We start from the raw sequence: 26,227 nt of genomic DNA, 5'->3' as shown, positions 1-26,227 counted from the left end.
ATTTTTATTTATAAGGAAATATATCACCTTCTGGTTTTTCGCAACCATGTGATAGTTCTTCTTGATGTTCAATAAGTTGGTCGAACCAAGTTTTTATTGGGTCATTAATTCTATGAATAAGATCACTTAAGTTAGTATCTGCTTCAGCTGCTTTTAACATCCAAGCAACATTTGGATTTATTTTACCTGTTTTATTGCCTAATCCAGGAACAACAGCAGACAGTCTATAAACAGTAGGAGATTCTGCCCAATAATCTGTAGTTTGCATTGGAATTAAACTAGGATAATCAGACCAAGCTTCTATAAATGTAATTTCACCTTGGTCATTAAAAGTAAACTCTTCATAAATCGGACATTTTTCACCACTGTAATCAAAAATTACATGACATCTACAAAAAGGTTGTTGGTCAAAAAACTGACAATCAATAGTGTCATAAGCTGTAGGATTTAATTTAAGCACAATATCAGAAACAATTAATCCATCTCTAGTGTAGCCAGTTAATAATAACCAAGGTGGCCATTCCCAACGAACAACTAAATCTGAATAATTTGGTTGTACATTGGCTGGAACAGTTGACTCCATCGTTAAGAAATATTTTACACCTTGATCAATATAATATTCTGGTGAAAACTTTGGCGTTAGACAATTGGCATAAGCAGCTTCGCTATCGCAAGTAAAAGACTTATGTGTGGTAATATCTTTACTACAAGAACTTATTAGAAGCAGACTGAAAAGCACATAACAGTATTTTAAATAGGTGTTTTTATGAGAATATAGCATTGGTATTAATCTGTTTTTAGTTGTATTGAAATTCTATTATAAAGATATGAAATTTGGAGTTTTGTTTTGAAAAAAATGTATAATTTGTTTCCTATAACTTATGGTTTAAGCATTAGATATTTTATCAATACTACAGATAAGAGATTCTTCGCTTCATTACATTTCGCTCTGAATGACGAACGGTATAATAAATTGTCCTACAACAATACAATATCATCTGCGTGTGCTAAAATCGTATTTTTTGTTGGATTTTTTATTTCTTCAGATGCTGTCTTTGCTCGTGCAATTGCAATAGTATTATTTTCTATATCTAAAATTTCTATAGCTTCTAGTGCGTTAAATTCACTAATGATATTTTTAACACCAACAGCCAATAAACTTTTTCGTTCTAGCAATGCTTTCTTCGCACCATCATCTACTATAATTTTTCCATTGATGATACTTGCACTTGCCAACCACTTTTGCTTGGCTGTTTTTTGAATAGGTTTGGCTATACAAACCGTTCCAATTTTATCTGCTAATGCATCGTTAATGGCATTTGGAGCTTTGGCATTGAAAATATGTACTTTAATTCCCATTAATGTTGCCAATCTTGCATAAGTTAGTTTACTCAACATACCACCTAAACCACTTGATGAAGTTACTTTTTTTACATATGACATCACTGTTTCATCAAAATCGTATATGGTTTTTACTAATTGATGATTATTGTCTAGCAATCCATCAGTACTTGTAGCAATGAGCAGTACTTGTGCATTAAAATTTATTGCTAGGAGAGTAGCTAGTTCATCATTGTCTGAAAATTTTAATTCGAAAGAAGAAACGACATCATTTTCGTTGGCAATAGGAATGATATTGTTTTTCCAAAGTTCTTGATAAGTGCTACGAAGTTGTAAAAATTTATTTCTATCAGAAAAATGTTCTCTTTCGCATAAACTCTGTGCAATAGCAATATTATATTGTTGAAAAGCTTTAGTATACTCATGCAATAACAAAGGATTTCCAATTGCAGCAGCAGCTTTTCGTTCTTCAATTTTTCCACTATAGTTTGTAAGAAACTTTTTTCCTGTGCCAACTGCACCAGAAGAAACTATAACTATATTATATGTGTTATTTAGATGTGATAATTGTTCTGCAATAGCATTAATTACATCTAAAGCAACTTCGCCAGTACTATTTGTTATACCAGAAGTACCAATTTTATAAACTAAAACAGGTTTATTCATAATATATTATATCCTACAATAATTTAAAAAATAATTGACTATACTGTACAATTGTTGTTGTGCTATGGTTAAATCATCATTGACGATAGCAATATCAAAATGTTTTTTTTCATATATTTCTTGACTTGCTTTTTCTAGTCGCTTAGCAATTTTTTCTGATGAATCTGTGCCTCTTTTTTCTAGGCGTTGTTTAATGACTACCAAACTCGGACAATCAATAAAAATAGACAATGGTTTAAATTTTAAATTTTTCATGATATTGATGGCACCATACACATCAATTACCAATAGTGGAAATTTGTTTAGTTGATTTATTCTATCTAACTCTGATTTAAGTGTACCATAGAAATTGTCTTTATAGACTTCTTGCCATTCTAAAAATTCGTCTTGAGCTATTTTTTGCTTAAACGCTTCTACAGAAATAAAGTGATAATCTTTACCATCTACTTCACCATCTCTAATTGGTCTTGTAGTAGCAGAAACAGAATATGCCAATTTTGGAAACTGTTGCATTAAGGCATCGCCGAGCGTATTTTTACCAACTCCTGATGGTCCTGAAAGAATGATGACTTTTTGCATACGCAAAGATAAACAAGCAAATTAGAATATGGTAATGAATATTAAAAATCTCTGTAGTATATTAAATATTACTTTTTTATGCTACTTTAAATTCTGCCTTATTCATTTCTACACTAAATTTTACATTGGCTTTTAATGCTTGAAAAACTTTTAATATTGTTTCAATAGTAACATTTTTAGTATTCCGCTCTAATTTTGAAATTTGTGATTTTTGAACACCAACTAATTCTCCTAATTGTTCTTGAGTGAGCTTTCTTTCTTTTCGAACTGATTTTATCATTATTCCAAGTAGTTCCATTTTTAAGTCAAATTCGTATTTGTCTCGTACTGGAGTACCAATTTTTCCTAGGTCTCTATCTTTTAATTCTTCAAGAGTCATCATGTTCATTTGTTTATCTTTTGTTGCCATATGTTTAACTTTCAAAATATTCGTTTCTTATTTTTTCTGCCTTTTCAATATCAACTTTAGGTACTTTATCTACCTTTTTAATAATACCATGCGTAGAAATTACTAAAGTTTCAGTATTATTTGTTTTGTCCCAAAAAGCGAATAGTCGATATTGTATTCCATTATATTTCGTTCTAAATTCCCAAATATTATCAGAAAGTTTCTTGAAAAGTTTTGGGTCAAGTCCAAGTTTAGCTCTATCAATATTATAATATATCTTCTCTCTCGTTTTTAAGTCTAAGTTTTCTAAAAAGTCAAGTGCCTGTTCAAGAAATATTACTTCAAAATTTTTGTTCATTCAATGATCGTATTAAATCTTTCAATACAAATATAAATAAAAAAGTTGAGTTATATAGAAACTTTTTGAATTTTGTTTTTATCTCCAATCATAATTTAATATACTCTCAATTAAAGATTTATTTAACTTAACCATATGATTTTGCATCCAGTAATTGAGTTGGTTAAATTAACAGAAGAAAATTATTCGAAAGAATTGAATAGTTATTTTTCTACTATAAAAAAAGTGCGAACTACTAAGTTGTTTAAATTAATTGTTGGTGCAAAAAACGACGAACAACTACAAAAAGAGCTTTTGTTTAAAAAACTATTTGGCAAGTCGTATTCTGAAAAAAATGATTATTTATGGCGAAATGAACTTCGTTTATTGAAAGAAGCTTTAGAAATATTTTTAATACAAAAAGAACATGAACACATTGTAAAAAATAATGAAGCATACAACAATTGGTTGTTGATACAAGCTTATGATAAAATGAAGTATCTACATGGCATTACTGAACAATATGAAAATTTAATTACTGAACAACATGAATATGCTTCGTACAATTTTGCTTTAGATGCACAATTAATTCTGCTACAAAATTTACATCATATTACACCAGATGTTGCTAAGCGAATTGATGCTTTTCCTGAATATATTGAAACTTGGAAAACATTATTGAAAGATAACTATGCTGTTGCTTGTTCACGAATGAATTTGTCGATTGCACAAATAAATTGGTTATGCTATGCACATAAAAAAGAAAATATAACACAACCTATTGAGGTCTATTTTACTGGAAAACTAAATGAAAACAATTTAAGTGTCTTTTATAATAATTATGCAAAATCATATTATCCAGAACTTAATTTAAAGTTAGAAAGTTTTGACAAAGCTATTGCTGCCATAGAAAAAATAATTCAAAAAAATACTTTGTATAACGAACAAAGTGTAGTAATACAAATGGCATTAGGTAAAGAATATTCTGCTAATGGACATTTTGCTAAAGCTCATGAAATTTTAAGTAAAGTAAAACTAAGTATCGATAAAGATTTTCCCAAACACAGAACTGTTTTTTATGTAAACTATGTTACCAATTTGGTAAAAAACAAAATGTATAAAGAAGCATTACGCGTTTTAGAACACGATTTTTCTACAGACAATTTGCTTTATAAAAACATGTTGCTACAAAGTAGATTACTATGTTATTTATATTTAAAAGATACCAATAATTTATCAAAATATATTTCTTACGATTTAGATTCAGCACCATTTCCACAAAACTATATGCTTAAAGTAATTAAATCTGCTTACTTTTATTTACTACAAGAATACGATACTGCTTTAAGTATCATCAACAGTTTGCTACAACCAAAATATGCAGAAGGTATTATGATATTTTATCAACCAATAGCTTTATTATATAAAAAATTATACACTATATCTCAAAAAAATCTACTACAAAAAAGAATGTCGGAAAAAGATATTTCAACACTACAAAAAATGATTGTAGATTTTGAGTCAGATTGTGATCCTGAAATAAAATTAGTTTCGATTTATACTTGGCTAAAAATAGAAATAGAATCTAATATTTCTAAAAAATAAATTAGCAATAAGGTATTTAATATTCAGATATTCAATTACTTACACAAGTACATCTAGCAAAATCACTCACAAAATGCCATTTTTTCATTTGGCTTCATTTTTTATTTGCTACAACTTTGTATTCATAAAACAATAACAATGAAAACAACAACAAAAATTATTGCAGCATTACTAATAGTATTAATAATATCCTGCGGAAAAGACAATTCTACAAATACAACAACTACTGTTGACTTAAAAGGAAAAATTGTACCATCAAATTCTATGTTAAAAGATGGCGATGTTGAATTTTATGATTTAAGAGATGCTAACAATCCAAAGAAAGCAGCGTTTAATATTGTAGGCACAACTGCAGATAATATACAACTACAATATGTAAAAAGCAGACCAATTGGTGCAAATACTATCATTGCAAATTATGGCAACTTATCTATTAATCACAACAATGAAGTTTATTTAGCAGATAGAAATTTTCCAAATTGGACAAACATTTCAAATGTTGGAGATTGGTTAATAATGAATAATGACAATACCAATCAACTATATCCAAGCTATCAAGATGATGAAGGCGTAACTGAATTATATGAGTATACTACATTCTTTGATGATTTTCAAGCAATAGGCAATTGGGCAAATGCTGGTACTATTAATTGCAATTTTGAAGTTTATGAAACTTATAATTCATCATACGATACAAGAAATTCTTTTTTTATTAATTTAAAAACACAAGAATATTTATTTTATTATAATATAAATTCTTCTGGTGGATTATTTTGGGGTTATAAAATTACAGACTTAATTAAAAAACCAAATGGAAATATGGATACTGATCCAATTGATTGGACGAAAGCAGATTTTGCTATTGCTTTATCTTACACACATAGCTTCTCAAGTATCACCTACAATTCAAAACCTGTTACGCTTATTATTTTTGTTGATTTAGATACCAAAACCTATGCTGAATTTACAAGAAATAAAGAAGATGATGCTATTAATGGAGCTGATAAAGGAAGACAAACTTTGTTAACTACTACTTGGCAACCACTCAATAATTTAATTAAAGGTTGGGATTTATAATCTAACTAAAAATCAAAAACCATAAAACAGAAAAACTTATTTCCAAGCAGCGTCCTCTACGAGAGACGCTGCGAGAACAGAACAATAATATACAACTATTTTTAATTAAAAACTATGTGTATTCATTTAAAACCTATAGAAGATTATTTAAAATCTATTGGCTATTTAGAAGTCTATCGAGGACAAGTATGGTCAGAAAATTGTAGAGAATGGATTTATTTCGATGCTGTTTTAAACATAGCAGAGTTACAAGAAAAATTCAAATTGAATAAAACAATTGTAGTACACGATTATCAAGATGTAAAAGTAGGTTCTGAATTAGGCATACTGTGTACAAAATGTTTTGACGGAATTATGGGCGTACATCCAAACGCAAGCTATGCAAAGTAATAAATTGATAATCAATATTTTATATCTAATATTTAAAAAAGAGTACTCACAAAATGCATAAAATTGAATTGTAAAAAAACAGACTAAAAACAAACTTTGTAACACAATAAAATAAAAAAACAAATATTAATCACAGTTAAAAATTTAAACAATGAAAGCAATCAAAAAAATCACACTAATCGTATTAATGTCATTATCTATTGTTACAACAGCATGTAGTAATGACAAAAATACAGACACGAACAGTACAGGTAAAACAGGTTCGTTTAAAATTGATGGTGTTGAATACACAGGAAACACTGAAACACAAACATTTTCAAATGGTAGTTATTCAATTATTTGTCAGCAAGACAATCCACTTAAATTAATTCAAATTACTTTTCACAACCAAGCAGAAGCAGAAGCTGGTGGCACTTTTACCGTAGATGATTATTCGTATGCTACCACTCCAACAGGAAAAGTAAATATTGGTGTAGATGGATTAACTTTCGATCCCAATAGCGTAAGTTATACTATAAATGTTAGTGGCAACAAAATTACCATTAGTAGTAATATTAATTTGACTTCTACAGGTGCAGGTACTACAACTACAACTGTAAATAGTGCAATCATAAATTTTTAAATAGATTATAACGCAGCGTCCTCTATGAGAGACACTGCTTGGAAGAAAAAAATATTAATTTTTAAAAACAAATAATTATGAAAAAAATAATTTTTATATCCATTGTATTTGCATTATTTTTTACAGCATGCAAAAAAGAAGATACGCCAACAGACGCAACACTACATGGCACTCGATTAAAAGCTTATACTGTTAAACATAATAGTAGTATATTCAAATATACCATTTCATACAACAGTTTTAATAAAATGGACAAAGTTGTGATGGAAGAAGATGGTTTAGTTTATCGTACTGCTTATCTCATCTATAAAAACGATAAATCATTAGACAGTATCATTTCTAAAAACTCAGATGGTTCTTTATATAGTGCTATGAATATTGAATGTAACAATTTTAACATAGTGCAATATAATACCCAATATACTAATACTACTGTAACTTATAATCGTAATGGATTTGTAGATAAAAGAATATACATTGATGAGTCATTTTTTAGAAACGAATATGGTGGAGATAGTGTGCTATTGTATTATAAAGACAATCCTGTTTCACCAGAGGTTTTGAAAATAAAATACAAACTATCTGCTACTATAAAAAATCCATTTTATATTACTGGATTTGAAAAAGAAGCTTATATAACAGGTGTTATTTTTTATTATAATAATTCTATGAATGCATTACTGCCAACTATAGAAATACAAGCAACTGAATATTATCCACTAAAAGTCAAAAATTATATAATAGAAGGTAATTTCAATGGCTATCCAACATCACGAATAAGAGACTACGAAATTTCAGAAACTTTTACTTACGAAGAATTTTAAATTTTGATAGTGTTTATTATAATAGCTTCTACAAGAGCAGTTATTGTGAGATTTAATTCCAATTAGTATATGTATTTTTAATAATTATCTTTGTTAATAGAGCATTTTTTTGGTGCTCTATTTTTTATTTGTAGTTAATTACAACTCTACTATTAAAAGAAACTTACTACTCAATACCAGCTATTGTCATTAATAATTTACACACCCAAGATTTCTAATTTATTTCGTTTCTAAATACACAATTATTAAAATCAATAATTAAACACTCTACACTAACGCATCTAATAATAATTCTACTGGATGAATCGCTTCTCTTTGTGTGCCATCTTTTATTTGATGACGACATGATGTTCCTGATGCTACAATTATTGTTTCAGAACTAGCATTTCTAACAGCTGGAAATAAAACCAATTCTCCTACTTGCATACTAACATCATAATGTTCTGCTTCATAACCAAAGCTACCAGCCATACCACAACAACCACTTGGAATATTTTCTACTTGATAATTTGTAGGCAAAGCACATATCATTGCTACTTGTGCCATATTGCTCAATGCTTTTTGATGGCAATGTCCATGCAACTTAATATTTTTTGCTTCGGTAGTAAATTGTGCTGCTTTTATTTTTCCTTGTTCTACTGCTTGAAACAAAAATTCTTCAATCGTTAAACAATGTGCTGCTAATTTTTTAGCTGCTTGCACTTCAGATTTGTCTACCAATCTTGGATATTCATCTCTAAAAGATAAAATTGCAGATGGTTCAATGCCTACCAATGGTGTATTTTTATTAATCCATGTTTTAAAAACAGCTACATTTTTCTTAGCTAATACTTGAGCTTCATCTAACAAACCTTTAGACAAATAGGTTCTTCCACTTTCTTCATGCTGTAAATAATCTACTTCAAAACCTAATTTATTAAGCAATTGTATCGTTTTGATTCCTATCTCAACATCATTATAGTTGGTAAACTCATCAATAAATAAATAAACTTTTCCTTTCTTTTCTTTTAATTGATTGATATTATTAATATTCTTTTTATACCACTTTTTTAAAGTTGTTTTAGCAATTAATGGCATAGTTCTTTCTGGTGCAACTTTTAAGATTTTTTTTATGCGATTACTAATAAATCCATTAGTAAACATAAAATTAGTAACAGATGGAACCATAGCTCCTAGTTTATTAAGCTTGGCAATTTTTGCAAATGCTTTAGCTCTAAACGGAACTCCATTTTCTTTATAATATTGATATAAAAACTCTGCTTTAAGTGTAGGAATATCTACATTAGAAGGACACTCGGAAGTACAACCTTTGCAAGACAAACACAAGTCCATTACTTCGTAAATTTCTTTGTGATTAAATTTATTGACTTGAGTTGAATTAGATAAAAAATCTCGTAGAATATTGGCTCTTGCTCTTGTGCTATCGTTTTCATTTTTAGTAGCCATATACGATGGACACATTGTTCCTCCACTCTCAGCCAACTTTCTACAATCGCCACTACCATTGCATTTTTCTGCTGCTCTTAAAATGCCTTGTTCTTCATCAAAATTAAAGACCGTTTCAAATTGGTTGGTTACTTGATTTTCTTCGTAACGCAAATTGACATCCATTGGAGCTGTGTCTATAATTTTCCCTGGATTAAAGATATTGTGTTCATCAAACGAAAACTTTAATGCTTTTAATAGTTGATAGTTTTTTTCACCAATCATCAAAGGTAAAAATTCACCACGAACAATACCATCGCCATGTTCACCACTTAAAGAACCACCATATTTTTTAACCAATTTTGCAGTGTCTAAAGCAATATTTCTAAAATCAGCTCTGTCTTTTTTATCTTTTAAATTAAGAATAGGTCGTAAGTGTAATTCACCAGCTCCAGCATGAGCGTAATACACACAAGCTTGATTGTAGCTATCCATCATCGCTTTAAAATCGGCGATATAATTTGGTAAATCTTCAATACGAACTGCTGTATCTTCTACATTGGCAATAGCTTTACTATCTCCAGGAATATTAGCTAATAAACCCAAACCAGCTTTTCTCAAACTCCACAACTTATTAATATCATCTGCTTGCAAATATGGAAAATGATAACCTAAGTCTTCATTTTCTAAAGTCATTTGCAATTGCTTTGCCTTCTGTAAACAATCTTTTAAATCGTCGTAAGAAAATTCTACACAAAGAATAGCTGCTGGATCACCTTCTATAAAAGCTCTATTTTTGCTATAAGTTTTATTGGCTTTGGTGCAATCTAACACTACTTTATCGATGATTTCGCAAGCAGTTGGTTGAAATTTCATAGCAATAACTGTTGCTTCTAAAGCTTCTTGTAGCGTTTGAAAATGTGCAGCAACGACTACTTTATTTTTTGGTGGACAGTTTACTAAGTTGAGTTTAATTTCTGTAATAAAAGCCAAAGTTCCTTCAGAACCACAGATTAATTCGCACAAATTAAAAGGTCTGCCATTTTCCGTAAAAGGTTTCTGTTCTAGTAATGCATCAACAGCATAACCTGTATTTCTTCTATGAATACTTTTATGAGGAAACTCTTTTTCTATTTCTTGTTGAATAGTTTGTTGAGATAAATTATCATAAATAAATTGATATATTTTTCCTTCTAATGAATTGATTTGTCTTTTTGTTTCAAAATCGGTATTGCTTATAGAAGCAAACTCTACGAAAGAACCATCGCTTAAAAAAGCTTTTAAGGACAATACATGATTTCGTGTAGAACCATAGACAATTGAATTCGTACCACAAGAATTGTTTCCAACCATTCCACCAATCATAGCACGATTTGCAGTAGAAGTTTCTGGCCCGAAATATAAATTAAATTGTTTTAAATATCTATTTAACTCATCTCGAATGACACCAGGTTGCACTTTAACCCAAGCTTCTTGTTCATTAACTTCTAAAATATTGGTAAAATACTTAGATACATCTACCACAATACCTTTACCAACAACTTGACCACCAAGTGAAGTACCAGCAGTTCTTGGAATTAAAGAAGTTTTATATTGATGTGCAAACTGAATGAGCAGTTGAATATCATTTTCTGACTTAGGATAACAAACGGCTAAAGGATAAATTTTATACACCGAAGCATCTGTAGCATAGAGAATACGCATTTTTTCATCGAAAAAGAGCTCACCTTCTAATTGCTGTTGTAGTGCTATAAGCTGTTCGTTATTTACCAATGTATCCATTAAACGATAAAAGTACAAAACTTAGTATTGAGAAAACCTGCTTAAATATTAATTAGTATAGAATTAAAGATTATAAAACTATTTTTTAGTTTTTGTAGGTGGCGTGTAAATGATATTATCAACATTTTCGAACTTAGAATAAAAAGTTTCATAGTCGATGGTTCTTTTTTCACCTTGCTCTTCTAGTATCAATTCTTTATCGTTGCTTGTCCACTTACCTTCTAACTCAAAATAAGTAACACCCATAAAATTTTCTTTATTTTCTGGTTCAATATAAATTTGTTGCATATAAGTTCCATCAATAAATAAAATTAAATAATAAATTTGTCGTTTAACACCATTTTGCACGAGATTTGGTTTTTCTAATTCAATTTTCCAAACAGTACCTGCTTTGGTAGTAGTTGTTTTATCTTCAGCTTTAGAATAATAAGCGGAAAAAACAAACATTAATATAAGTATAGGAACAGCAGTATGTCTTGGGTTAAAGGACATATAAAAGGTATTTGTAGCAAAGGTAGAACAAATTAATTTAATTATTAGTTTTAGTTTAATGAAATTTTATTATTTTTAAATGACTGTTTATTGGCTTTAAATTTTTTATAAATGATAAAATATATACTATTTTTTACACTTGGAATAATTACTTGGACTTTTTTAGAATATTGTATTCATCGATTTTTAGGTCACAAGAAAAGAAAAAACGCTTTAGTTAAAAAAGAACATTTAATGCATCATCGTTTAGGTGATTATTTTGCTCCGTTATACAAGAAAATAATTTTGGCAATAATTGTATTAAGTATTGCTACGCTTTTGCTAGCACTTCCTTTTAATATAGCAACAGGTTTTTCGTTTGCTTTAGGAATATGTACTATGTATATCCTCTATGAAATTACTCATCGAAGATTTCATGTTAAAGCTCCATTAATTCGTTATGGTTTAAGAATGCGTAAACACCATTTTTTTCATCACTATGGCAATCCAAAATTCAATCATGGTGTTACTACAGCATTTTGGGACAGAATTTTTAAAACCTATCAATCCGTTAGTCAAGTTAATATTCCTAAAAAAATGACGATGATTTGGTTAGATAGTAATAATGCTAAATACCAAAAACATTTTATTATCTATTAATAAGTACTGAAAAATAAAGTATAGCAGTTTGTTAATATAAATCTTTGCACTTTTGCAAGGCAATTATGGCTTATCCTATACTATTAGTAAGTTTATTTATTTTAGGTTGGATAGTAAAACAATTTAGTTTTACGCCAAAAACACTATATAAAAAAATAAATAAATTTATTATCTATTTACCATTACCAGCTATTACATTGACTAAAATTCCTTTTTTAGAACTCAGTTCGAGTGTAGTATTTCCAATTGCTTCTGCGTGGATAATCTTTTTCTGTTGTATTGCATTTGCTATCATCATGGGAAAAATATTTAATTTTAGTAAGGCGACTATGGCTTGTATTATTCTTTCTTGTGGATTAGGCAATACTTCTTTTGTTGGATTTCCAATACTTGAACATTTTTATGGGAAAGAAAGTATTCAATACGCTATTTTTGTAGACCAACCTGGTTCATTTCTTATTATGAGTACGCTTGGAATTTTGGTTGCCGTGTACGCAAGTTCTGGTAATTTTTCATTTAAAGTGATAGCAGATAGATTGTTTAAATTCCCACCATTTATTTGTTTTATCATCAGTTTAATCATTCCAAAAACATGGATCACTGGAACATTATTTGATGTTTTACATTATATAGGTATGCTCATGGTTCCATTAGCAATGCTTTCTTTAGGTATGCAATTTCATCTAAAGTTAAAATCGGTAGAGTGGAAACCTTTTGTAGTTGCTATTAGTTACAAATTACTTATTGCTCCATTAATTATATATGTATTGTTATTTATTGTTTTAAAAAAACAAGGACTAATGTACGATGTAACTGTTTTAGAGTGTGCCATGCCTCCTATGATTACATCTTCAATCATAGCATCAGAATATGGTTTAAATGAAGAGTTAGCTGGAAATTTACCAACATTAGGTATATTATTATGTATTCCTACGCTAGCATTTTGGCTTATCTTGTTACAATAATGAGTGATGCTAATTACGATATAATTATTGTTGGTGGTGGTGCTGCTGGATTTTTTGCTGCTATAAATATTGCAGAAATGCATGGCAATAAAAAAATACTCCTTCTAGAACAAGGCAATGCAGTACTTAGTAAAGTAAAAATTTCTGGTGGTGGACGATGTAATGTTACTAATGTGATTAGTAATCCAAAAGAGTTGATTCAGTTTTATCCAAGAGGAAGTAAGCAACTACTTGGTGCATTTTATTCGTTTAATAGTGAAGACATGGTGAATTGGCTTTATTATCATGGAGTAGAAACTAAAGTAGAAAAAGATGGACGAGTTTTTCCAATAAGTAATCAGTCGCAAACTATTATTGATTGCTTCTTAAATTATACTAAAGAATATAATATTGAATATTTGACTTCATCTAAAGTAATTGATTTTTATGTTGATGATAATTGGATAGTTAAAACAACAAATAATCGTTTTACAGCAGAAAAATTAATTATCACCGCTGGTGGCAATAAAACAATATGGCAACTATTAAAAAAACAAGGAGTACAAATTGTTGAACCTTATCCATCTTTATTTTCATTTAAGTCGAATGATAAACTGCTACAAAATTTAGCAGGAATAAGTATTAACAATATACATTTACAAATTTTAGAAACAACATTCCAAAATACTGGTGACATGATGATTACGCACGAAGGCATTAGTGGACCAGCAATTATAACACTATCTGGATTTGCAGCACAATACTTACATCAAGTCAATTATAATGCTACTATTCAAATTAATTTTATTAATATAAATACAGAGCAATGCTTTCAGCAGTTAAAAATATACAAACAAAACAATAGCAATCATTTAGTGTATAATTATAAACCATATGATTTAGCCAAACGATTCTGGCATCAAATACTACAACAATTGAATATTGATATTACTACTACTTATCAATTGTTAAGCCATAATACATTAATGGAATTATCCTTATTACTCACGCAGTATAAATTAAGTGTTTATGGTAAAAATACATTTAAAGAAGAATTTGTAACAGCAGGTGGTGTTGATTTAAATGCTATTGATTTTAAAACCATGCAACACAAAAGTATATCCAATTTATATTTTGCTGGAGAAATTTTAGATATTGATGGTGTAACTGGTGGTTTTAATTTTCAATCAACATGGACGACTGCTTATATATTAGCAAGTAGTGTATATTAATCGTTTACAAAAATCACAAAATTACCAACTTGGACAGCTAAATTTATGTTTGTATTTAGATCTTGTTCCACAACCGAAAGTACTATTTTTCATCTTAGTTTTACCTATATTCACTGCTACAGTAACTTGCATATGTAAAAACTGATCATTGTCTTGAACATCACCTCTTTGCTCTCCAATTCTATCTGTAGTAATTAGCGTACCTGTATTATCATACTGACCTTCCACAAAATTATAGGCAGTACTACCATACTTCCCTTCATTAGCTCTATTTTGAATATATTGTGCTTCGGCTCCATGTAATGCAACATAGGCAGGAATATCACTTGGATCAATATAATTAGTACTCACATCATCTATATAGTCTGTAAATGTTTGATGATACCAACCTTCTAGTGAAAGTGATACTCTTTTACTTACATTAAATTTAACACCAACTAAACCAATTAAATCTAGTGCTATTTTTTTGTAAGGACTTCCATATCCTGACAAACCTTGACCTTCAGTTCCTAATGGTTGTAACTTCACTTTATCTCCATTATATTTTGTCCAAGGATTAAACCAAAAGAACCCTAGTCCACCACCAACATATGGAGCCCATCTTTGTTTTTCTCCTTTTCCATGAACATGTTGATTATATTTCTTTAAATTCAACTGAGCCATTGCTTGAAACTCAATTATATGTGTAGTAAAGTTTAAATTTCTTCTAGCTCTAAACCAACTATCATCTGGATTATTATTAATTGTTGGAGGTGCTCCATCTGTATTGGCATCATCTGCATGCAACATTGCCCACATTAAATTACCTCTTACTGAAACCCATTCATTAAAGTTATAAGTATAGAATGCTGCCAAGCCAAATCTAGTTGCTGGAAAGTCAATATCTCTAATAAAAGGTGCTCCTGTTTTTTTAGCACCACCTAGGTCAGTTAATGGAAATGTAGGTCCTACTGCTAAACCGACTTGATGTCCTTTAGCATCGTCACCTTGTGCAAATGATTGAACACTTACACCTAATAAAATCATTCCCAATAAAACTTTAAAAACATTATTCATTAGCTCGAATTTTTAAGTTTAGCATAAAAGTACCAATTAATTTTAATTTATTCTATTTTTGACACCAACTTTTTTACATATTCTACAATTGTTAATATCATGACCTCTTGCTTTACAGTAAGTTCTGCCATAATATATCATTTGTAAATGTAATGCATTCCATTTATCTTCTACAAATATTTTTTTTAAATCTTTTTCTGTTTGTTCTACACTTTTACCATTACTTAAGCCCCATCTATACGCCAATCTATGAATATGAGTATCTACAGGAAATGCTGGCACACCAAAAGCTTGACTCATTACTACTGATGCCGTTTTATGTCCAACGCCAGGTAATTTTTCTAAATCTTCAAAAGAATTGGGTACTTTACCATTGTAATTATTAACAATTATTTTAGATAATTCGCTAATAGCACTAGACTTTCTTGGCGATAAACCACATGGTCTAATGATTGCTTTTATATCTTCCACTGCTACTTTCGACATTGCTTCTGGATCATCTGCTAAATCAAATAAAAATGGTGTTACTTTATTCACTCGCTCATCAGTACACTGTGCTGACAATAATACTGCTACTAGTAAAGTATACGCATCTTTGTGTTGTAAAGGAATTGGAGGATTTGGAAACAACTCTTCCAAGGTATCTAAAATAAAATTTGCCTTTTCTTTCTTAGTCACGAAACGAAGATATAAATTTGAACAGTATTATATCAAATTAAGTATTAACAATGATAAATATTTATACAGATGGTGCTTCGAGAGGCAATCCTGGCAAAGGTGGTTATGGTATTATTTTACAACACAACAAACATTACAAAGAACTTTCTGCTGGTTATAGACTAACCACCAACAATAGGATGGAATTATTGGCATGTATAGTTGCATTGGAAGCTCTAAAAAAGCCAAATTTAACAATTTCTATCTATACTGATTCTAAATATGTTGTGGATAGTATTAATTTGAAATGGGTTTTTGCTTGGATAAAAAAAGCAGATTTTGCTAAAAAGAAAAATAAAGATTTATGGCTTCGATTTCTTGCTGTTTATAAACAACATCAAGTAACTATGGTTTGGATAAAAGGGCATAACCAACATCCGCAAAATGAAAGATGTGATGAATTGGCTACACAAGCTGCTGATGGCGATAATTTATTAATAGATGAAGCTTATGAAAATCAATTAAATTAAGAAATTCGTCATTCCAAAAAATTGCGTAGTTTGCAAAGAAATTTATTTGAAATCTATTTATTATAATGTCTTAACTAATTTTAAATGCCCATTGAACTTTATATTGTAGTAATCATTACACTTTTTATTGGTTCATTAATATATGCTACTTTTGGCTTTGGTGATGCTTTATTTGCCATGCCTATTCTTACGCTATTTCTTGGAACACAAACTGCTACACCTTTAATGACTTTAAATGGTTTGCTTTTGTCTTCTTTTATGTTGATAATGCATTACCAATACATTGTATGGAAAGATGTTATTCGTTTATTACTTGGTGCTGTACTAGGAATTCCTATTGGAATTTTCTTTTTAAAAAATGGCAATGAACATGCAATTAAAATAATTTTAGGTCTGGTTATTATTTTATCAGTAGTGTATAATTGGAAATTTAGAAAACAACACCAGCATATCATTAACACTAATTTTGCTTATTTATTTGGATTTATTGCTGGTATTCTTGGTGGTGCATTTAATACTGGTGGTCCGCCTTTAGTAATATACGGAACTTTAAGTAATTGGCAACCTAACTATTTTATTGGCTCATTACAAGCTTACTTTGTTCCTAATGACATTATGATTATTATAGGACAAATTAGCAGTGGTTTAATGACCTTAGCAATAGTAAAACTATACGCTTTCGCTTTTCCGTTGGTGATGCTGGCATTGTATCTTGGTAGAAAAATTAGACAAAGAATTAGTGTAGAAAAATTTAATATTTATATCTATATTTTATTATTGCTATTAGGAAGTTTCTTAGTTATTCAAACAATATTAAAACTATTGCTTTAAACATGCTTACTTATCATTCCATCTAAACGATTGGTGCTCAAAATTAGCTAAGTCTAAAATTCTATCTACTACAGTTTGTGCTACTGCTTCTATTGTAGTTGGATTGCTATAAAAAGATGGATTTGCTGGACAAACTATTGCTCCTGCTTCTGTAACCATTTTCATATTGTTGATATGAATTAAGCTAAAAGGTGTTTCTCTAACTGCTAATATTAACTGTCTTCTTTCTTTTAACATTACATCAGCAGCTCTTGTCATTAAATCGTTAGAAATTCCATGAGCAATTCTACCTAAAGTTCCCATAGAACACGGACAAATTATCATGGTATCGTATTTTGCACTACCAGAAGCAAATGGTGCATTAAAATCTTGTTTATCGTAATAATTAAAACTTGAAATTGGTTCAAAATTGGTATTTAACTCACTTTTCCATACTATCTTGGCATTGTTACTCATTACTACACCTACCGTAATTGCTTGACTTTGCTGTAATAATTGCAGTTTTTCTAGTAATAATTTAGCATAAATAGCACCACTAGCACCAGAAATTCCTATAACAACTTTCCTTGTTTTCATCTTTTATTTCATTATTTTTAAGGATAATTGCAATATTGGTATTAAATTTGATATTACATAGTTAAACAAATTAAAAATGAAAAAGTTAAAATTATTTCCATTGTTTTTTATAGGTATGCTTTTTAGCGTATCTGCATCTAATTCTATAGAGAATAAAGATGACAATACAAACAATTGGACTAGTATAGATAAAGCATTGGCTCAAACTTCGGCACAAAAGCAATTTATTTTTGTAGAGATTTATACTGATTGGTGTGGTTGGTGTAAAAAGCTAGAAGATTATACTTTTACTGACGAAAATGTAGAAAAAACATTGAACGATAATTTTGTTAAAGTAAAATTGAATGCAGAAAGTGAACAAAAAATTTCGTTTAAAGGAAAAGAGTACGACTTAGTACAAAATGGCAACAGAACGGTAAATCAGTTGGCATTAGATTTAGGTAGCATGAACGGAAGATTAGGTTATCCTACAATTGTTGTACTAGACAAAGAAGGCAATAAATTAAAAACTTTTCCTGGATATAAAGATGCACAAGGAATGCAAGTTTTGTTAAGCTACTTTACTTCTGGTGCATATAAAACTACTGATTTCCAAATTTACCAAGCTGGACAATAACATTTATAACAAACAGAATATGAGACAAAAATTTACAATACTAACTAGCGTTTTACTTTTAACAACAGCTCTTTCGTTTGCTACAGATAACAAACCTAAAGAAAAAACGGTAGTAACTAAAGAAGAAGTAAAACAGCCAGTAACTCCTTTAAAAGACGATGGTACTATAAAATGGTATTCTTTTGAAGAAGCGGTAGAGTTAAATAAAACCAATCCGAAGCAATTTTTTATTGACTTCTACACTTCTTGGTGTGGTTGGTGTAAAGTATTAGACACTAAAACTTTTCAAGATAAATATATTGCAAAATATATGAGCGAAAATTTTTACTGTGTAAAGTTTGATGCAGAACAAAAAGCTGATATTGCATTTGAAGGTAGAGTTTGGAAATGGTTACCTGGTGGAAGAAATGGTATACATGAATTAGCGGCGTATTTTATGCAAAACCAGTTATCGTATCCAACTTGTGTTATTTTAACACCAAAGTTTGAGTTGGTTACTCCATTAAAAGGTTATGTAAAAGTTGAAGAGTTTGAACCTCTAATTACTTTTATGGGAAAAGAACTGTATAGATACAAAGGCAATAACTTTGAGCAATATAAAGCAAATTATAAAAGAGTAGATTAATTGCATTCGTCATTGAAATAAATGGAAGTAGAAATCTTTTTTTAAGTTACCATAGATTCCATATATTTTTTTGCTCCTCAAAATTATGAACGAAGAAAGTAGAGTTGTAAAAAAGACGATTTTTACTTTATTTTACTCTTTAAGAAGCGTTTCTACCATAAAAAAACTCTAAATAGTCTATTAATAGTTGTTTAAAATCATCTTGGTTGTGAAGTATTTCTACTGCTATTGGCTGAATGAATAAGTCTATATTATTTTCTATTAACCAATCTTTATGTGCTAGTAATCGTACGGCATCTTTTTCTGTAGTTATCCATTGTTGATTAGGATAAGTTTGTTTAATTCTTTCTAATTCATTCAAAGAAAAAGCATGATGGTCTTGATATTCTAGATGTGTAATATTAAATTGTTTTGAAAGATGTTCTACCAATGGTTCTGCATTAGCAATTCCAGTAATTAAAACTATATTTTGTTGTATAGTATCATTTTTCTCTGCATTCAATAAATGGTAAATAGGTTGATATTGTATAGTGGAAAAAAATACGCTCTGATTTTTACTAGGTTGAATTTGTCTAATTAACTCTTGTTGCTCTGTTTTATTAATATGTTTTGGACATTTTGTAACAATTATAATATTGGCTCTCGATTTTGCTCTTGGATATTCTCGTAGCGTTCCTAGTGGAATTAAATGATCTTCCCAAAATGGATTTTGATAGGTGGTTAGTAAAATATTGACTTGTGGACGAACAGACAAATGCTGAAAACCATCGTCCATTATAATTAAATTGGTTTGAGGACGCATAGCAATTAGGTTGGGTATTGCTACAATTCTTTCTTCACCAACACCAATAGCTACATTCGGATATTTGTACTTTAACAACAAAGGTTCATCGCCAATATCATTATACGAGTGATGTAAATTAGCCAAAACAAATCCAGTAGTATTTCTTTTATAACCTCTGCTAATAATTCCAATATGATATTGTTCTTGCAATAGCTGAATTAGATATTCTATCATTGGTGTTTTACCAGTTCCGCCCCAACTTAAATTGCCAATACAAATTACAGGCACATCAAAACTTGTAGAACCAATAAAGTGATGTTTATACAACCAATATCTAATTTTGATAATGACACCATATAGTTGTGCAAATACAAATAATATAGATTTTATTAAAATATTCAAAATATAAATTAAATTGGTTTTTTTATTTAATCACAATATAGAGTAAAAATTGGAATGCTCACAGTTGAAGTTTAATAGAAGTATTTGCTAAGTCAAATATATCAAGTGAAAACACTTGACATGGCAGAAAAATATTTCTGTCTGTGAAGACACAGACCGATAAAGGAATAATACTATATAATAGATGCTGAAACAAGTTCAGCAAAGATTGGAGATGCTTTGTTTTTCAGTATAAAACGAGTTCAGCAAGACAAGTGAAAACACTTAACATGGCGAAAGGGTATAATGGGATTAAAAGCCCATTGCAATAATCTAATCCATGAATTATATTTGTTTATAGATTAATTTTTAACAATTTATATTGCTCACTTTTTCAAATATCGATATTAATAGCAATTAGAAAAAATAGTATTTGCTATATGCTTTTTTGAAAATATAAAAATTAATGTAAACTATCAATATCTTTGTTCTAAATCTAATGCCTGAGTTTAAATGAAAATTTTTTATTTTGTTTTATTTATTATTTCTTGCATCAGTTTTTCCTGCAATAACAAAAAGGAAAAAGACATAATAGATATAACAATATCCGATAGAGAACCAAATATTAGTATGGCATTCCAACAAATGGTTCAAAAAAATAATGTAGCAATAGATAGTATTAGAATAGCACTAAACGAACTATCTAAACTTTTTGAAAATTCCGATCAAGATAAAAATAGTACTCTTAAATGGTACAAAAAATATATCAATTTCTTTGAAAAAAAACATTCAGAATTAGGCAAAGGATATGTAAACCTTACTGTTGCTAAAGCACTTTGTAACAAATATTATTTTGCAGAAGGCATACCATATTATCTTTTAAGTATTGATAATTTTTCCAAATCACACAATTATCAAATGCTGGTAAAAACATACAATGGACTCTCACTCGCTTATCACGATTTTGGAGATTATGCCAAAGGAATTGAACTTGCTAATCTTGCACTAAAAACATTTCAAGAACACAAAAACGAAATTGATAAAAATTTACTGTGGTATACTTATAATAATTTGGGAATTAATTATGATGACAGCAAACACTATAAAAAAGCTATAGAAAGCCATTTGAATGCTTTGCCTTACGGAATAAATGCAAGTGATAGTTCCTATTCTTATAATAATCTTGGCAATACAAGTAAAAAAATTAGAAAGTTGGAAGATGCAAAATACTACTTTGAACTTGCTTTAAATTCTGCTAAAAAAGATACTTCAGATGTATATCAACTCGCCTCTGTTTATAGCAATTTTTTAGACATTCAACGCATTGTCAAAAACTACTCAAAAGCTAATTTGCTAATAGACTCAGCATATTTTTATGCTTCAAAAAGCAAAAGCCCTGAAAAACTAATCGATTTTTATTATTACGCTTACCAACTTAAAAATGAAACCAACGATTACAAACAAGCCCTTTCTTTTTTGAATCAATATACAGTGCTCAAGGACTCATTGTTAAATATAGATAAAGCCAAAATTATTTATGATTACCAAATAAAATATGAAACCGAAAAAAAAGAAAAACAAATTGCTGAAACAAAGCTTATCTCAAAACAAAAAAGCATTTGGTTATTATTGCTTGGCACAATCATATTTTTAGGATTCATACTTTACAGTAACCAAAGAATAAAACTGAAGCAAAAACAAAAACAATGGTACTTGGAAAATCAACTAGAAAAAGAACAAACCAACCTCAAGATTCAAAATCAGCGGATAGAAATTTCTAGAGATTTACACGATAGCTTAGGGTCTCAGCTCATCTTTATGAATTCCATATTGGATAATCTAAAAAGCTCAGATGCTATAGACAACGATGTCGTAAAAAATAAAATTAATACACTTTCTGATTTTTCCGAAAACGCCATTTCCGAACTCAAAAATACCTTGTGGGCAATGCATTCTTCTAATATATGTCTTGAAGATATACGATTAAAAATGCTCAATTTTGTAAATTGTGCTACAGAAGCTAAAGAAGATATCCATTTCCATTTGAATTTTAATATATTGCAAAATAAACAGCTTGATACCAAAGTGGCGATTAATATTTTCAGAGTTTTTCAAGAAATCATCAACAATGCTATAAAATATGCTGATGCTTCATCCATAACTATTGATTTGCAGCAAACAAAATCCTCATTACTGTTGCAAATAACAGATAATGGAAAAGGATTTGATTATGAATTAGCTAAAGAAAAATCTTATGGTTTAACAAATATTGAAAATAGAATTGTAGAAATAAAAGGCAAAATAGAAATTAAAACAGCACCTAAACAAGGTACCTATTATAAACTTGAAATTCCTATTTGAAATGATAACAATTGCCATTGCAGACGACAATTCAATAGCTCGTAGAGCTATAGTAGAAAAACTGTCTACATATACCGATTTACATATTATTTTAGTAGCTAATAATGGCAAAGAATTATTCGAAATGATGCAAAGTCATACTGCAGTAGATTTAATACTGATGGATATAGAAATGCCAGTAATGAATGGTGTACAAGCCACCGAAAAAATAAAACAACAGTTTCCAAATGTCAAAATAATAATGGTTACCGTATTTGCCGATGAGCAACATATTTTTGATACCATAAAGGCAGGTGCCGATAGTTATATCTTAAAAGAAGCCAAAGCCGAAAAAATGTATGAAGCCATTCATGACACGCTAAACGGAGGTGCTGTAATGTCGCCTGCTATTGCCATTAAAGCCATAAATTTATTAAAAAATAGTAGTTCATCTACTAATCATCAAATTGAAGAAACTGTAGTACTTACAGAAAGAGAATTAGAGATATTAAACCGTATTAGTGAAGGATATTCCAATAAAAAAATTGCTGAACAATTATTTATATCAGCATTTACCGTTAAAAGGCATATCGAAAATATTTATCAAAAACTACAAACCCACAATAGAATAGAGCTTTTGAATAAAGCCAGAAAAGGAGGTTTGATTTAATGAAAATGGGCTACTCAGCCCATTGTTATAGATAAAATTTTAATAGATATTTGTTAAAAATAAAAGTTTCAAAATATGAAATATCAACCATATAATAAACAAATTATAATTTATATATTAACCACTTTTCAATTATTCATCTTAATACCAAGCCAAGCACAAAGCATAGCATTACCAACCTCAAATAATTCAAAAACACAAAAAATTATAGTAAGCATCATCAAAGCTTTTGTAAAGTTTAAGAAACTAATATTTAGCAAAGTAATTCACTATAAAGGTGTTGTAATATTATTAAATGCAAACATAAAAACCAAAGGAGATGAAAAGTATATCTCGAAATGTGTATCTATCAATTTTTGTATTAAATAAAAAATTATTAATATGAAAACTATATTTTTTTCAAATTACTCAAAAACAATTTACTTTCTGTTGCTTTTAGCAATAAATATTACGGCGTGCAAAAAAGACAAAAACAATGATCCAAACAGCACTTCCGTAACCATACTTAAAAGCGACCAGTGGCGTGTTGTATCCTCACACAAATTTACAATGTTGGGTAGCGGAACCTTTGATACAAAAGCATTTAACCTACAAAAAGGCGATGAGTTGCGTTGGTACTTTTGGTACAGAACTATCCAGCCATATTCTATTTCTCATCATACAGATATGATAATTAACAAGCAAGAAAGTGTGACATTATATGAAGATATACAATCTCGTAATTATTACGGCGAAATCAAAAACATTAACAATAGCAATGTGTTGTGGGCTATCAGCATGAGCTTAGATGATGAAACCAAAATAAGCAATGTAGCCCGTAATGGCTTAACCATTAATTTGAATGATGGTTTTAGCGATTCTTCAACAGGAAGTCCTTACTGGAAAACTTACCAACCCACCGAAGATGGTTTGTTTTGGTTGGGTAATTCATTCCAATCTTTTGGGCATTACAGCTATGCAACCCAGCAATGGAAGAGTAATAATTTTAGAAACATGGGTGTAAACTTTTGTGTAGCCCAGCGGTACAATGGGCGCAGCTATGTAGTAGGATTTAACACGGTAGATGGGGGCATGAGCCTACTTACCGAAACCGACTCTGTGGTGCATACCACAGATGCTTATGGAGTGCCAGTTGCCTATTGTCCTATGAAAAAATTGGCTGATTTACCCATTGTAATTTCAGCGGGAGGCGCATCACATTCTGCCATATTCGGAGATAATATTTTTATTCTTTCTCCCATAAATGGAGGAAATGGTAATTATGTGGTTTTAAAAATAAATTTAACCAATCCAACTATTACTATCGTTCAATCACAATCCAATGTTTCGTCCAATACGCTAGGCGGAACAACTATTTTGTACAACAATACTAACTTGGCAATAGACGAAGCCGGCAATTTTTATGCAGTAGAAAGTAGAAGTGAAAATGCAACTGCCCATTTCTCTATCAGAAAATATAATGCGAATGGTACGAATGAAGTAATATTAAAAGAAAGTGATTTGATTGAATATGCACAAATTGAAGCCATAAAATGGTTTAACAACAAATTGTATGTGGCGGTAAAATATAGAGAAGAAACAAACAACGACAATACTGAAAATTATCACATGCAAATCATTAGTCCAAAATAAATATTGAAATATGAATTTTTTCAAAAAAATATTAACTGTTGTTTTATGCATAGCAGCTTTTACTGCTTGCAAAAAAGATAATACAACTTCGGCTCCTGCAAAAGCAGGATTTACTTGGCATGAGAACGATCCTAACGGTACTGAAAACTATACCGAAAATTGCCAACTCAACAAAGGAGACCAAACTATTTTTGCTTATACTCTAAATCAAAATGGTGGAGCATCAGTACTATTTAATATTACTTTACCATCTATAACCGTTGGTAGCCACGACTTAGCAGAGCCTGGTGTTTCTTTTTATTTTAGAGGAATGAGACCAAATGCAGCTACAGGAGCTATTAACATTAAAAGTATTGATATGAACACCCGTAAAGCATCAGGTACTATAGAAGCGCATACAGTTGGTGCTCAAGTACATTCTGTTTATGGAACATTTACGGATATACTTGTTAATCAATAAACAATAAAATTAGAGCTAACAGCATATTGTATTGTTTCTACATTTAACAGGTTTTTGTATTAAAAAATAAATAAAATATTAATTATGAAAAAAATAAAACACATTTTAATCCTTTTGTTTGTAAGTATCTTCTTGGTATCTTTTTTTCAAGCTTGCACCAAAAATGAGGATTCAACGCCATCTAACTCGAACACTAATGTAGGATTTTACTATGGCGAAAATAATACAACTACACTTACAAAAGCAGATAGTTCTTGGGTAAATGGCAGTTACAATACTATTATTGCTCAAAATAGTGGAAGTACTGTTGTAGAAATTAACCTATCTGGACTTAGTGTTGGAACTTACAATATCTCTTTGATAAATATGATTACTTATATAAAAGGTTCTTATTGGATTGCTTCAAGTGGTAGCGTAACAATTACTAAAAATGAAAGCAATAAACTTTCTGGTACATTTGTAGCAACTGCAGGTAGTGGTATTTCTGGAGTTGATAGTCTAAAAGGCGAATTTACAGACATTCCTATTAATTAGTGATGCAATGCTGTGATAAAATAAACTTGAGTTATTAGATGCTGAAACAAGTTCAGCAAAGATTGGAGATGCTTCGTTTTTCACTATAAAACGAGTTCAGCAAAGCAAAAGTGAAAACACTTAACATGGCAGAAAAATATTTCTGTCTGTGAAAACACAGACCGATAAAGGAAAGTAAAAATAATATAGCAA

At 29.7% G+C, this 26,227-nt stretch carries 29 protein-coding genes; 18 read left to right on the top strand and 11 right to left on the bottom strand.

The window, feature by feature from the left end; genetic code table 11:
• Window positions 1-4 precede the first annotated feature (4 nt).
• The 5 genes from H6553_03355 to H6553_03335 form a co-directional block, all read right to left on the bottom strand.
• Window positions 5-781 carry a hypothetical protein gene (locus tag H6553_03355; GenBank protein MCB9032851.1) on the bottom strand — a complete coding sequence of 259 codons (777 nt, stop codon included), beginning with the start codon at window positions 779-781 and terminating at the stop codon, window positions 5-7.
• 197 nt (window positions 782-978) lie between these two features.
• The gene (gene proB / locus H6553_03350) at window positions 979-2,007 is read right to left on the bottom strand and encodes a glutamate 5-kinase (GenBank protein MCB9032850.1); all 1,029 of its coding nucleotides are present in this window, start codon (window positions 2,005-2,007) and stop codon (window positions 979-981) included.
• Between the two features lie 6 nt (window positions 2,008-2,013).
• On the bottom strand, window positions 2,014-2,586 hold the full coding sequence (gene gmk, locus H6553_03345) for a guanylate kinase (GenBank protein MCB9032849.1): 573 nt from the start codon (window positions 2,584-2,586) through the stop codon (window positions 2,014-2,016).
• A gap of 76 nt (window positions 2,587-2,662) precedes the next feature.
• Window positions 2,663-2,995, bottom strand: coding sequence for a helix-turn-helix transcriptional regulator (locus tag H6553_03340; GenBank protein ID MCB9032848.1), 333 nt, complete (start codon window positions 2,993-2,995; stop codon window positions 2,663-2,665).
• 4 nt (window positions 2,996-2,999) lie between these two features.
• Window positions 3,000-3,332: a type II toxin-antitoxin system RelE/ParE family toxin gene (locus tag H6553_03335; protein ID MCB9032847.1), complete on the bottom strand. Its 333-nt coding sequence runs from the start codon at window positions 3,330-3,332 to the stop codon at window positions 3,000-3,002.
• 135 nt (window positions 3,333-3,467) lie between these two features.
• Here H6553_03335 and H6553_03330 point away from each other — a divergent pair, with 135 nt between their 5' ends.
• The 5 genes from H6553_03330 to H6553_03310 all read left to right on the top strand — a co-directional run bounded on the left by H6553_03330 (window position 3,468) and on the right by H6553_03310 (window position 7,829).
• Entirely contained in the window at window positions 3,468-4,916 is a 1,449-nt protein-coding gene (locus H6553_03330; GenBank protein ID MCB9032846.1) for a hypothetical protein, read from the top strand.
• A gap of 138 nt (window positions 4,917-5,054) precedes the next feature.
• Window positions 5,055-5,993, top strand: coding sequence for a hypothetical protein (locus H6553_03325; GenBank protein MCB9032845.1), 939 nt, complete (start codon window positions 5,055-5,057; stop codon window positions 5,991-5,993).
• A 114-nt stretch (window positions 5,994-6,107) separates the two neighbouring features.
• The gene (locus H6553_03320) at window positions 6,108-6,383 is read left to right on the top strand and encodes a hypothetical protein (protein MCB9032844.1); all 276 of its coding nucleotides are present in this window, start codon (window positions 6,108-6,110) and stop codon (window positions 6,381-6,383) included.
• Between the two features lie 151 nt (window positions 6,384-6,534).
• The gene (locus H6553_03315) at window positions 6,535-7,005 is read left to right on the top strand and encodes a hypothetical protein (protein MCB9032843.1); all 471 of its coding nucleotides are present in this window, start codon (window positions 6,535-6,537) and stop codon (window positions 7,003-7,005) included.
• A 77-nt stretch (window positions 7,006-7,082) separates the two neighbouring features.
• Window positions 7,083-7,829 (top strand): hypothetical protein, encoded by a 747-nt coding sequence (locus H6553_03310; GenBank protein MCB9032842.1) that lies wholly within the window; start codon window positions 7,083-7,085, stop codon window positions 7,827-7,829.
• A 267-nt stretch (window positions 7,830-8,096) separates the two neighbouring features.
• Here the strand turns inward: H6553_03310 and H6553_03305 are convergent, their stop codons facing one another.
• Both H6553_03305 and H6553_03300 read right to left on the bottom strand, forming a co-directional pair.
• Window positions 8,097-11,036 carry an FAD-binding protein gene (locus H6553_03305; GenBank protein MCB9032841.1) on the bottom strand — a complete coding sequence of 980 codons (2,940 nt, stop codon included), beginning with the start codon at window positions 11,034-11,036 and terminating at the stop codon, window positions 8,097-8,099.
• 78 nt (window positions 11,037-11,114) lie between these two features.
• Window positions 11,115-11,528, bottom strand: coding sequence for a hypothetical protein (locus H6553_03300; protein ID MCB9032840.1), 414 nt, complete (start codon window positions 11,526-11,528; stop codon window positions 11,115-11,117).
• A 111-nt stretch (window positions 11,529-11,639) separates the two neighbouring features.
• Between H6553_03300 and H6553_03295 the strand changes: the two genes are divergently transcribed.
• The 3 genes from H6553_03295 (at window position 11,640) to H6553_03285 (ending at window position 14,343) form a co-directional block, all read left to right on the top strand.
• On the top strand, window positions 11,640-12,167 hold the full coding sequence (locus H6553_03295) for a sterol desaturase family protein (protein MCB9032839.1): 528 nt from the start codon (window positions 11,640-11,642) through the stop codon (window positions 12,165-12,167).
• A gap of 65 nt (window positions 12,168-12,232) precedes the next feature.
• A complete protein-coding gene (locus H6553_03290; GenBank protein MCB9032838.1) occupies window positions 12,233-13,132 on the top strand; it encodes an AEC family transporter in 900 nt (299 codons plus the stop codon).
• Window positions 13,132-14,343 carry an NAD(P)/FAD-dependent oxidoreductase gene (locus tag H6553_03285; protein ID MCB9032837.1) on the top strand — a complete coding sequence of 404 codons (1,212 nt, stop codon included), beginning with the start codon at window positions 13,132-13,134 and terminating at the stop codon, window positions 14,341-14,343. Before H6553_03290 ends, H6553_03285 begins: the two co-directional genes overlap by 1 nt.
• Before the next feature lie 21 nt (window positions 14,344-14,364).
• Here H6553_03285 and H6553_03280 read toward each other — a convergent pair whose 3' ends face one another.
• Both H6553_03280 and nth read right to left on the bottom strand, forming a co-directional pair.
• Window positions 14,365-15,399 (bottom strand): outer membrane beta-barrel protein, encoded by a 1,035-nt coding sequence (locus H6553_03280; protein ID MCB9032836.1) that lies wholly within the window; start codon window positions 15,397-15,399, stop codon window positions 14,365-14,367.
• Between the two features lie 42 nt (window positions 15,400-15,441).
• Entirely contained in the window at window positions 15,442-16,077 is a 636-nt protein-coding gene (nth, locus tag H6553_03275; protein ID MCB9032835.1) for an endonuclease III, read from the bottom strand.
• Between the two features lie 50 nt (window positions 16,078-16,127).
• Between nth and rnhA the strand changes: the two genes are divergently transcribed.
• Window positions 16,128-16,586 (top strand): ribonuclease HI, encoded by a 459-nt coding sequence (rnhA, locus tag H6553_03270; protein MCB9032834.1) that lies wholly within the window; start codon window positions 16,128-16,130, stop codon window positions 16,584-16,586.
• Window positions 16,587-16,670: 84 nt separating this feature from the next.
• Window positions 16,671-17,417 carry a sulfite exporter TauE/SafE family protein gene (locus tag H6553_03265; protein MCB9032833.1) on the top strand — a complete coding sequence of 249 codons (747 nt, stop codon included), beginning with the start codon at window positions 16,671-16,673 and terminating at the stop codon, window positions 17,415-17,417.
• 6 nt (window positions 17,418-17,423) lie between these two features.
• Here H6553_03265 and H6553_03260 read toward each other — a convergent pair whose 3' ends face one another.
• On the bottom strand, window positions 17,424-17,993 hold the full coding sequence (locus H6553_03260) for a UbiX family flavin prenyltransferase (protein MCB9032832.1): 570 nt from the start codon (window positions 17,991-17,993) through the stop codon (window positions 17,424-17,426).
• A gap of 76 nt (window positions 17,994-18,069) precedes the next feature.
• Between H6553_03260 and H6553_03255 the strand changes: the two genes are divergently transcribed.
• Window positions 18,070-18,609 carry a thioredoxin family protein gene (locus H6553_03255; GenBank protein ID MCB9032831.1) on the top strand — a complete coding sequence of 180 codons (540 nt, stop codon included), beginning with the start codon at window positions 18,070-18,072 and terminating at the stop codon, window positions 18,607-18,609.
• A gap of 19 nt (window positions 18,610-18,628) precedes the next feature.
• Window positions 18,629-19,234, top strand: a complete 606-nt coding sequence (locus H6553_03250; protein ID MCB9032830.1) for a DUF255 domain-containing protein — start codon at window positions 18,629-18,631, stop codon at window positions 19,232-19,234.
• Between the two features lie 139 nt (window positions 19,235-19,373).
• Here the strand turns inward: H6553_03250 and lpxK are convergent, their stop codons facing one another.
• Window positions 19,374-20,420 carry a tetraacyldisaccharide 4'-kinase gene (gene lpxK / locus H6553_03245; GenBank protein MCB9032829.1) on the bottom strand — a complete coding sequence of 349 codons (1,047 nt, stop codon included), beginning with the start codon at window positions 20,418-20,420 and terminating at the stop codon, window positions 19,374-19,376.
• Between the two features lie 609 nt (window positions 20,421-21,029).
• On the opposite strand from lpxK, the gene H6553_03240 reads away from it, so the two are divergent.
• From H6553_03240 to H6553_03215, 6 genes are all read left to right on the top strand, one after another.
• Window positions 21,030-22,760 (top strand): hypothetical protein, encoded by a 1,731-nt coding sequence (locus tag H6553_03240; GenBank protein MCB9032828.1) that lies wholly within the window; start codon window positions 21,030-21,032, stop codon window positions 22,758-22,760.
• A gap of 1 nt (window position 22,761) precedes the next feature.
• On the top strand, window positions 22,762-23,409 hold the full coding sequence (locus tag H6553_03235) for a response regulator transcription factor (GenBank protein ID MCB9032827.1): 648 nt from the start codon (window positions 22,762-22,764) through the stop codon (window positions 23,407-23,409).
• A 75-nt stretch (window positions 23,410-23,484) separates the two neighbouring features.
• Window positions 23,485-23,778, top strand: a complete 294-nt coding sequence (locus H6553_03230) for a hypothetical protein (GenBank protein MCB9032826.1) — start codon at window positions 23,485-23,487, stop codon at window positions 23,776-23,778.
• Between the two features lie 180 nt (window positions 23,779-23,958).
• On the top strand, window positions 23,959-25,041 hold the full coding sequence (locus tag H6553_03225; protein ID MCB9032825.1) for a hypothetical protein: 1,083 nt from the start codon (window positions 23,959-23,961) through the stop codon (window positions 25,039-25,041).
• A 10-nt stretch (window positions 25,042-25,051) separates the two neighbouring features.
• Complete coding sequence (locus tag H6553_03220; protein ID MCB9032824.1) at window positions 25,052-25,501, top strand: hypothetical protein; 450 nt, start codon at window positions 25,052-25,054, stop codon at window positions 25,499-25,501.
• Between the two features lie 84 nt (window positions 25,502-25,585).
• On the top strand, window positions 25,586-26,035 hold the full coding sequence (locus tag H6553_03215) for a hypothetical protein (GenBank protein MCB9032823.1): 450 nt from the start codon (window positions 25,586-25,588) through the stop codon (window positions 26,033-26,035).
• The last annotated feature ends 192 nt before the right edge of the window (window positions 26,036-26,227 follow it).

Source organism: Chitinophagales bacterium, from assembly GCA_020636535.1.
In the GTDB taxonomy this organism is placed as follows: Bacteria; Bacteroidota; Bacteroidia; order Chitinophagales; family JADIYW01; genus JADJSS01.
The sequence above is the reverse complement of the archived record's forward strand: the minus strand, read 5'-3'. Positions and strand labels throughout refer to the sequence as shown.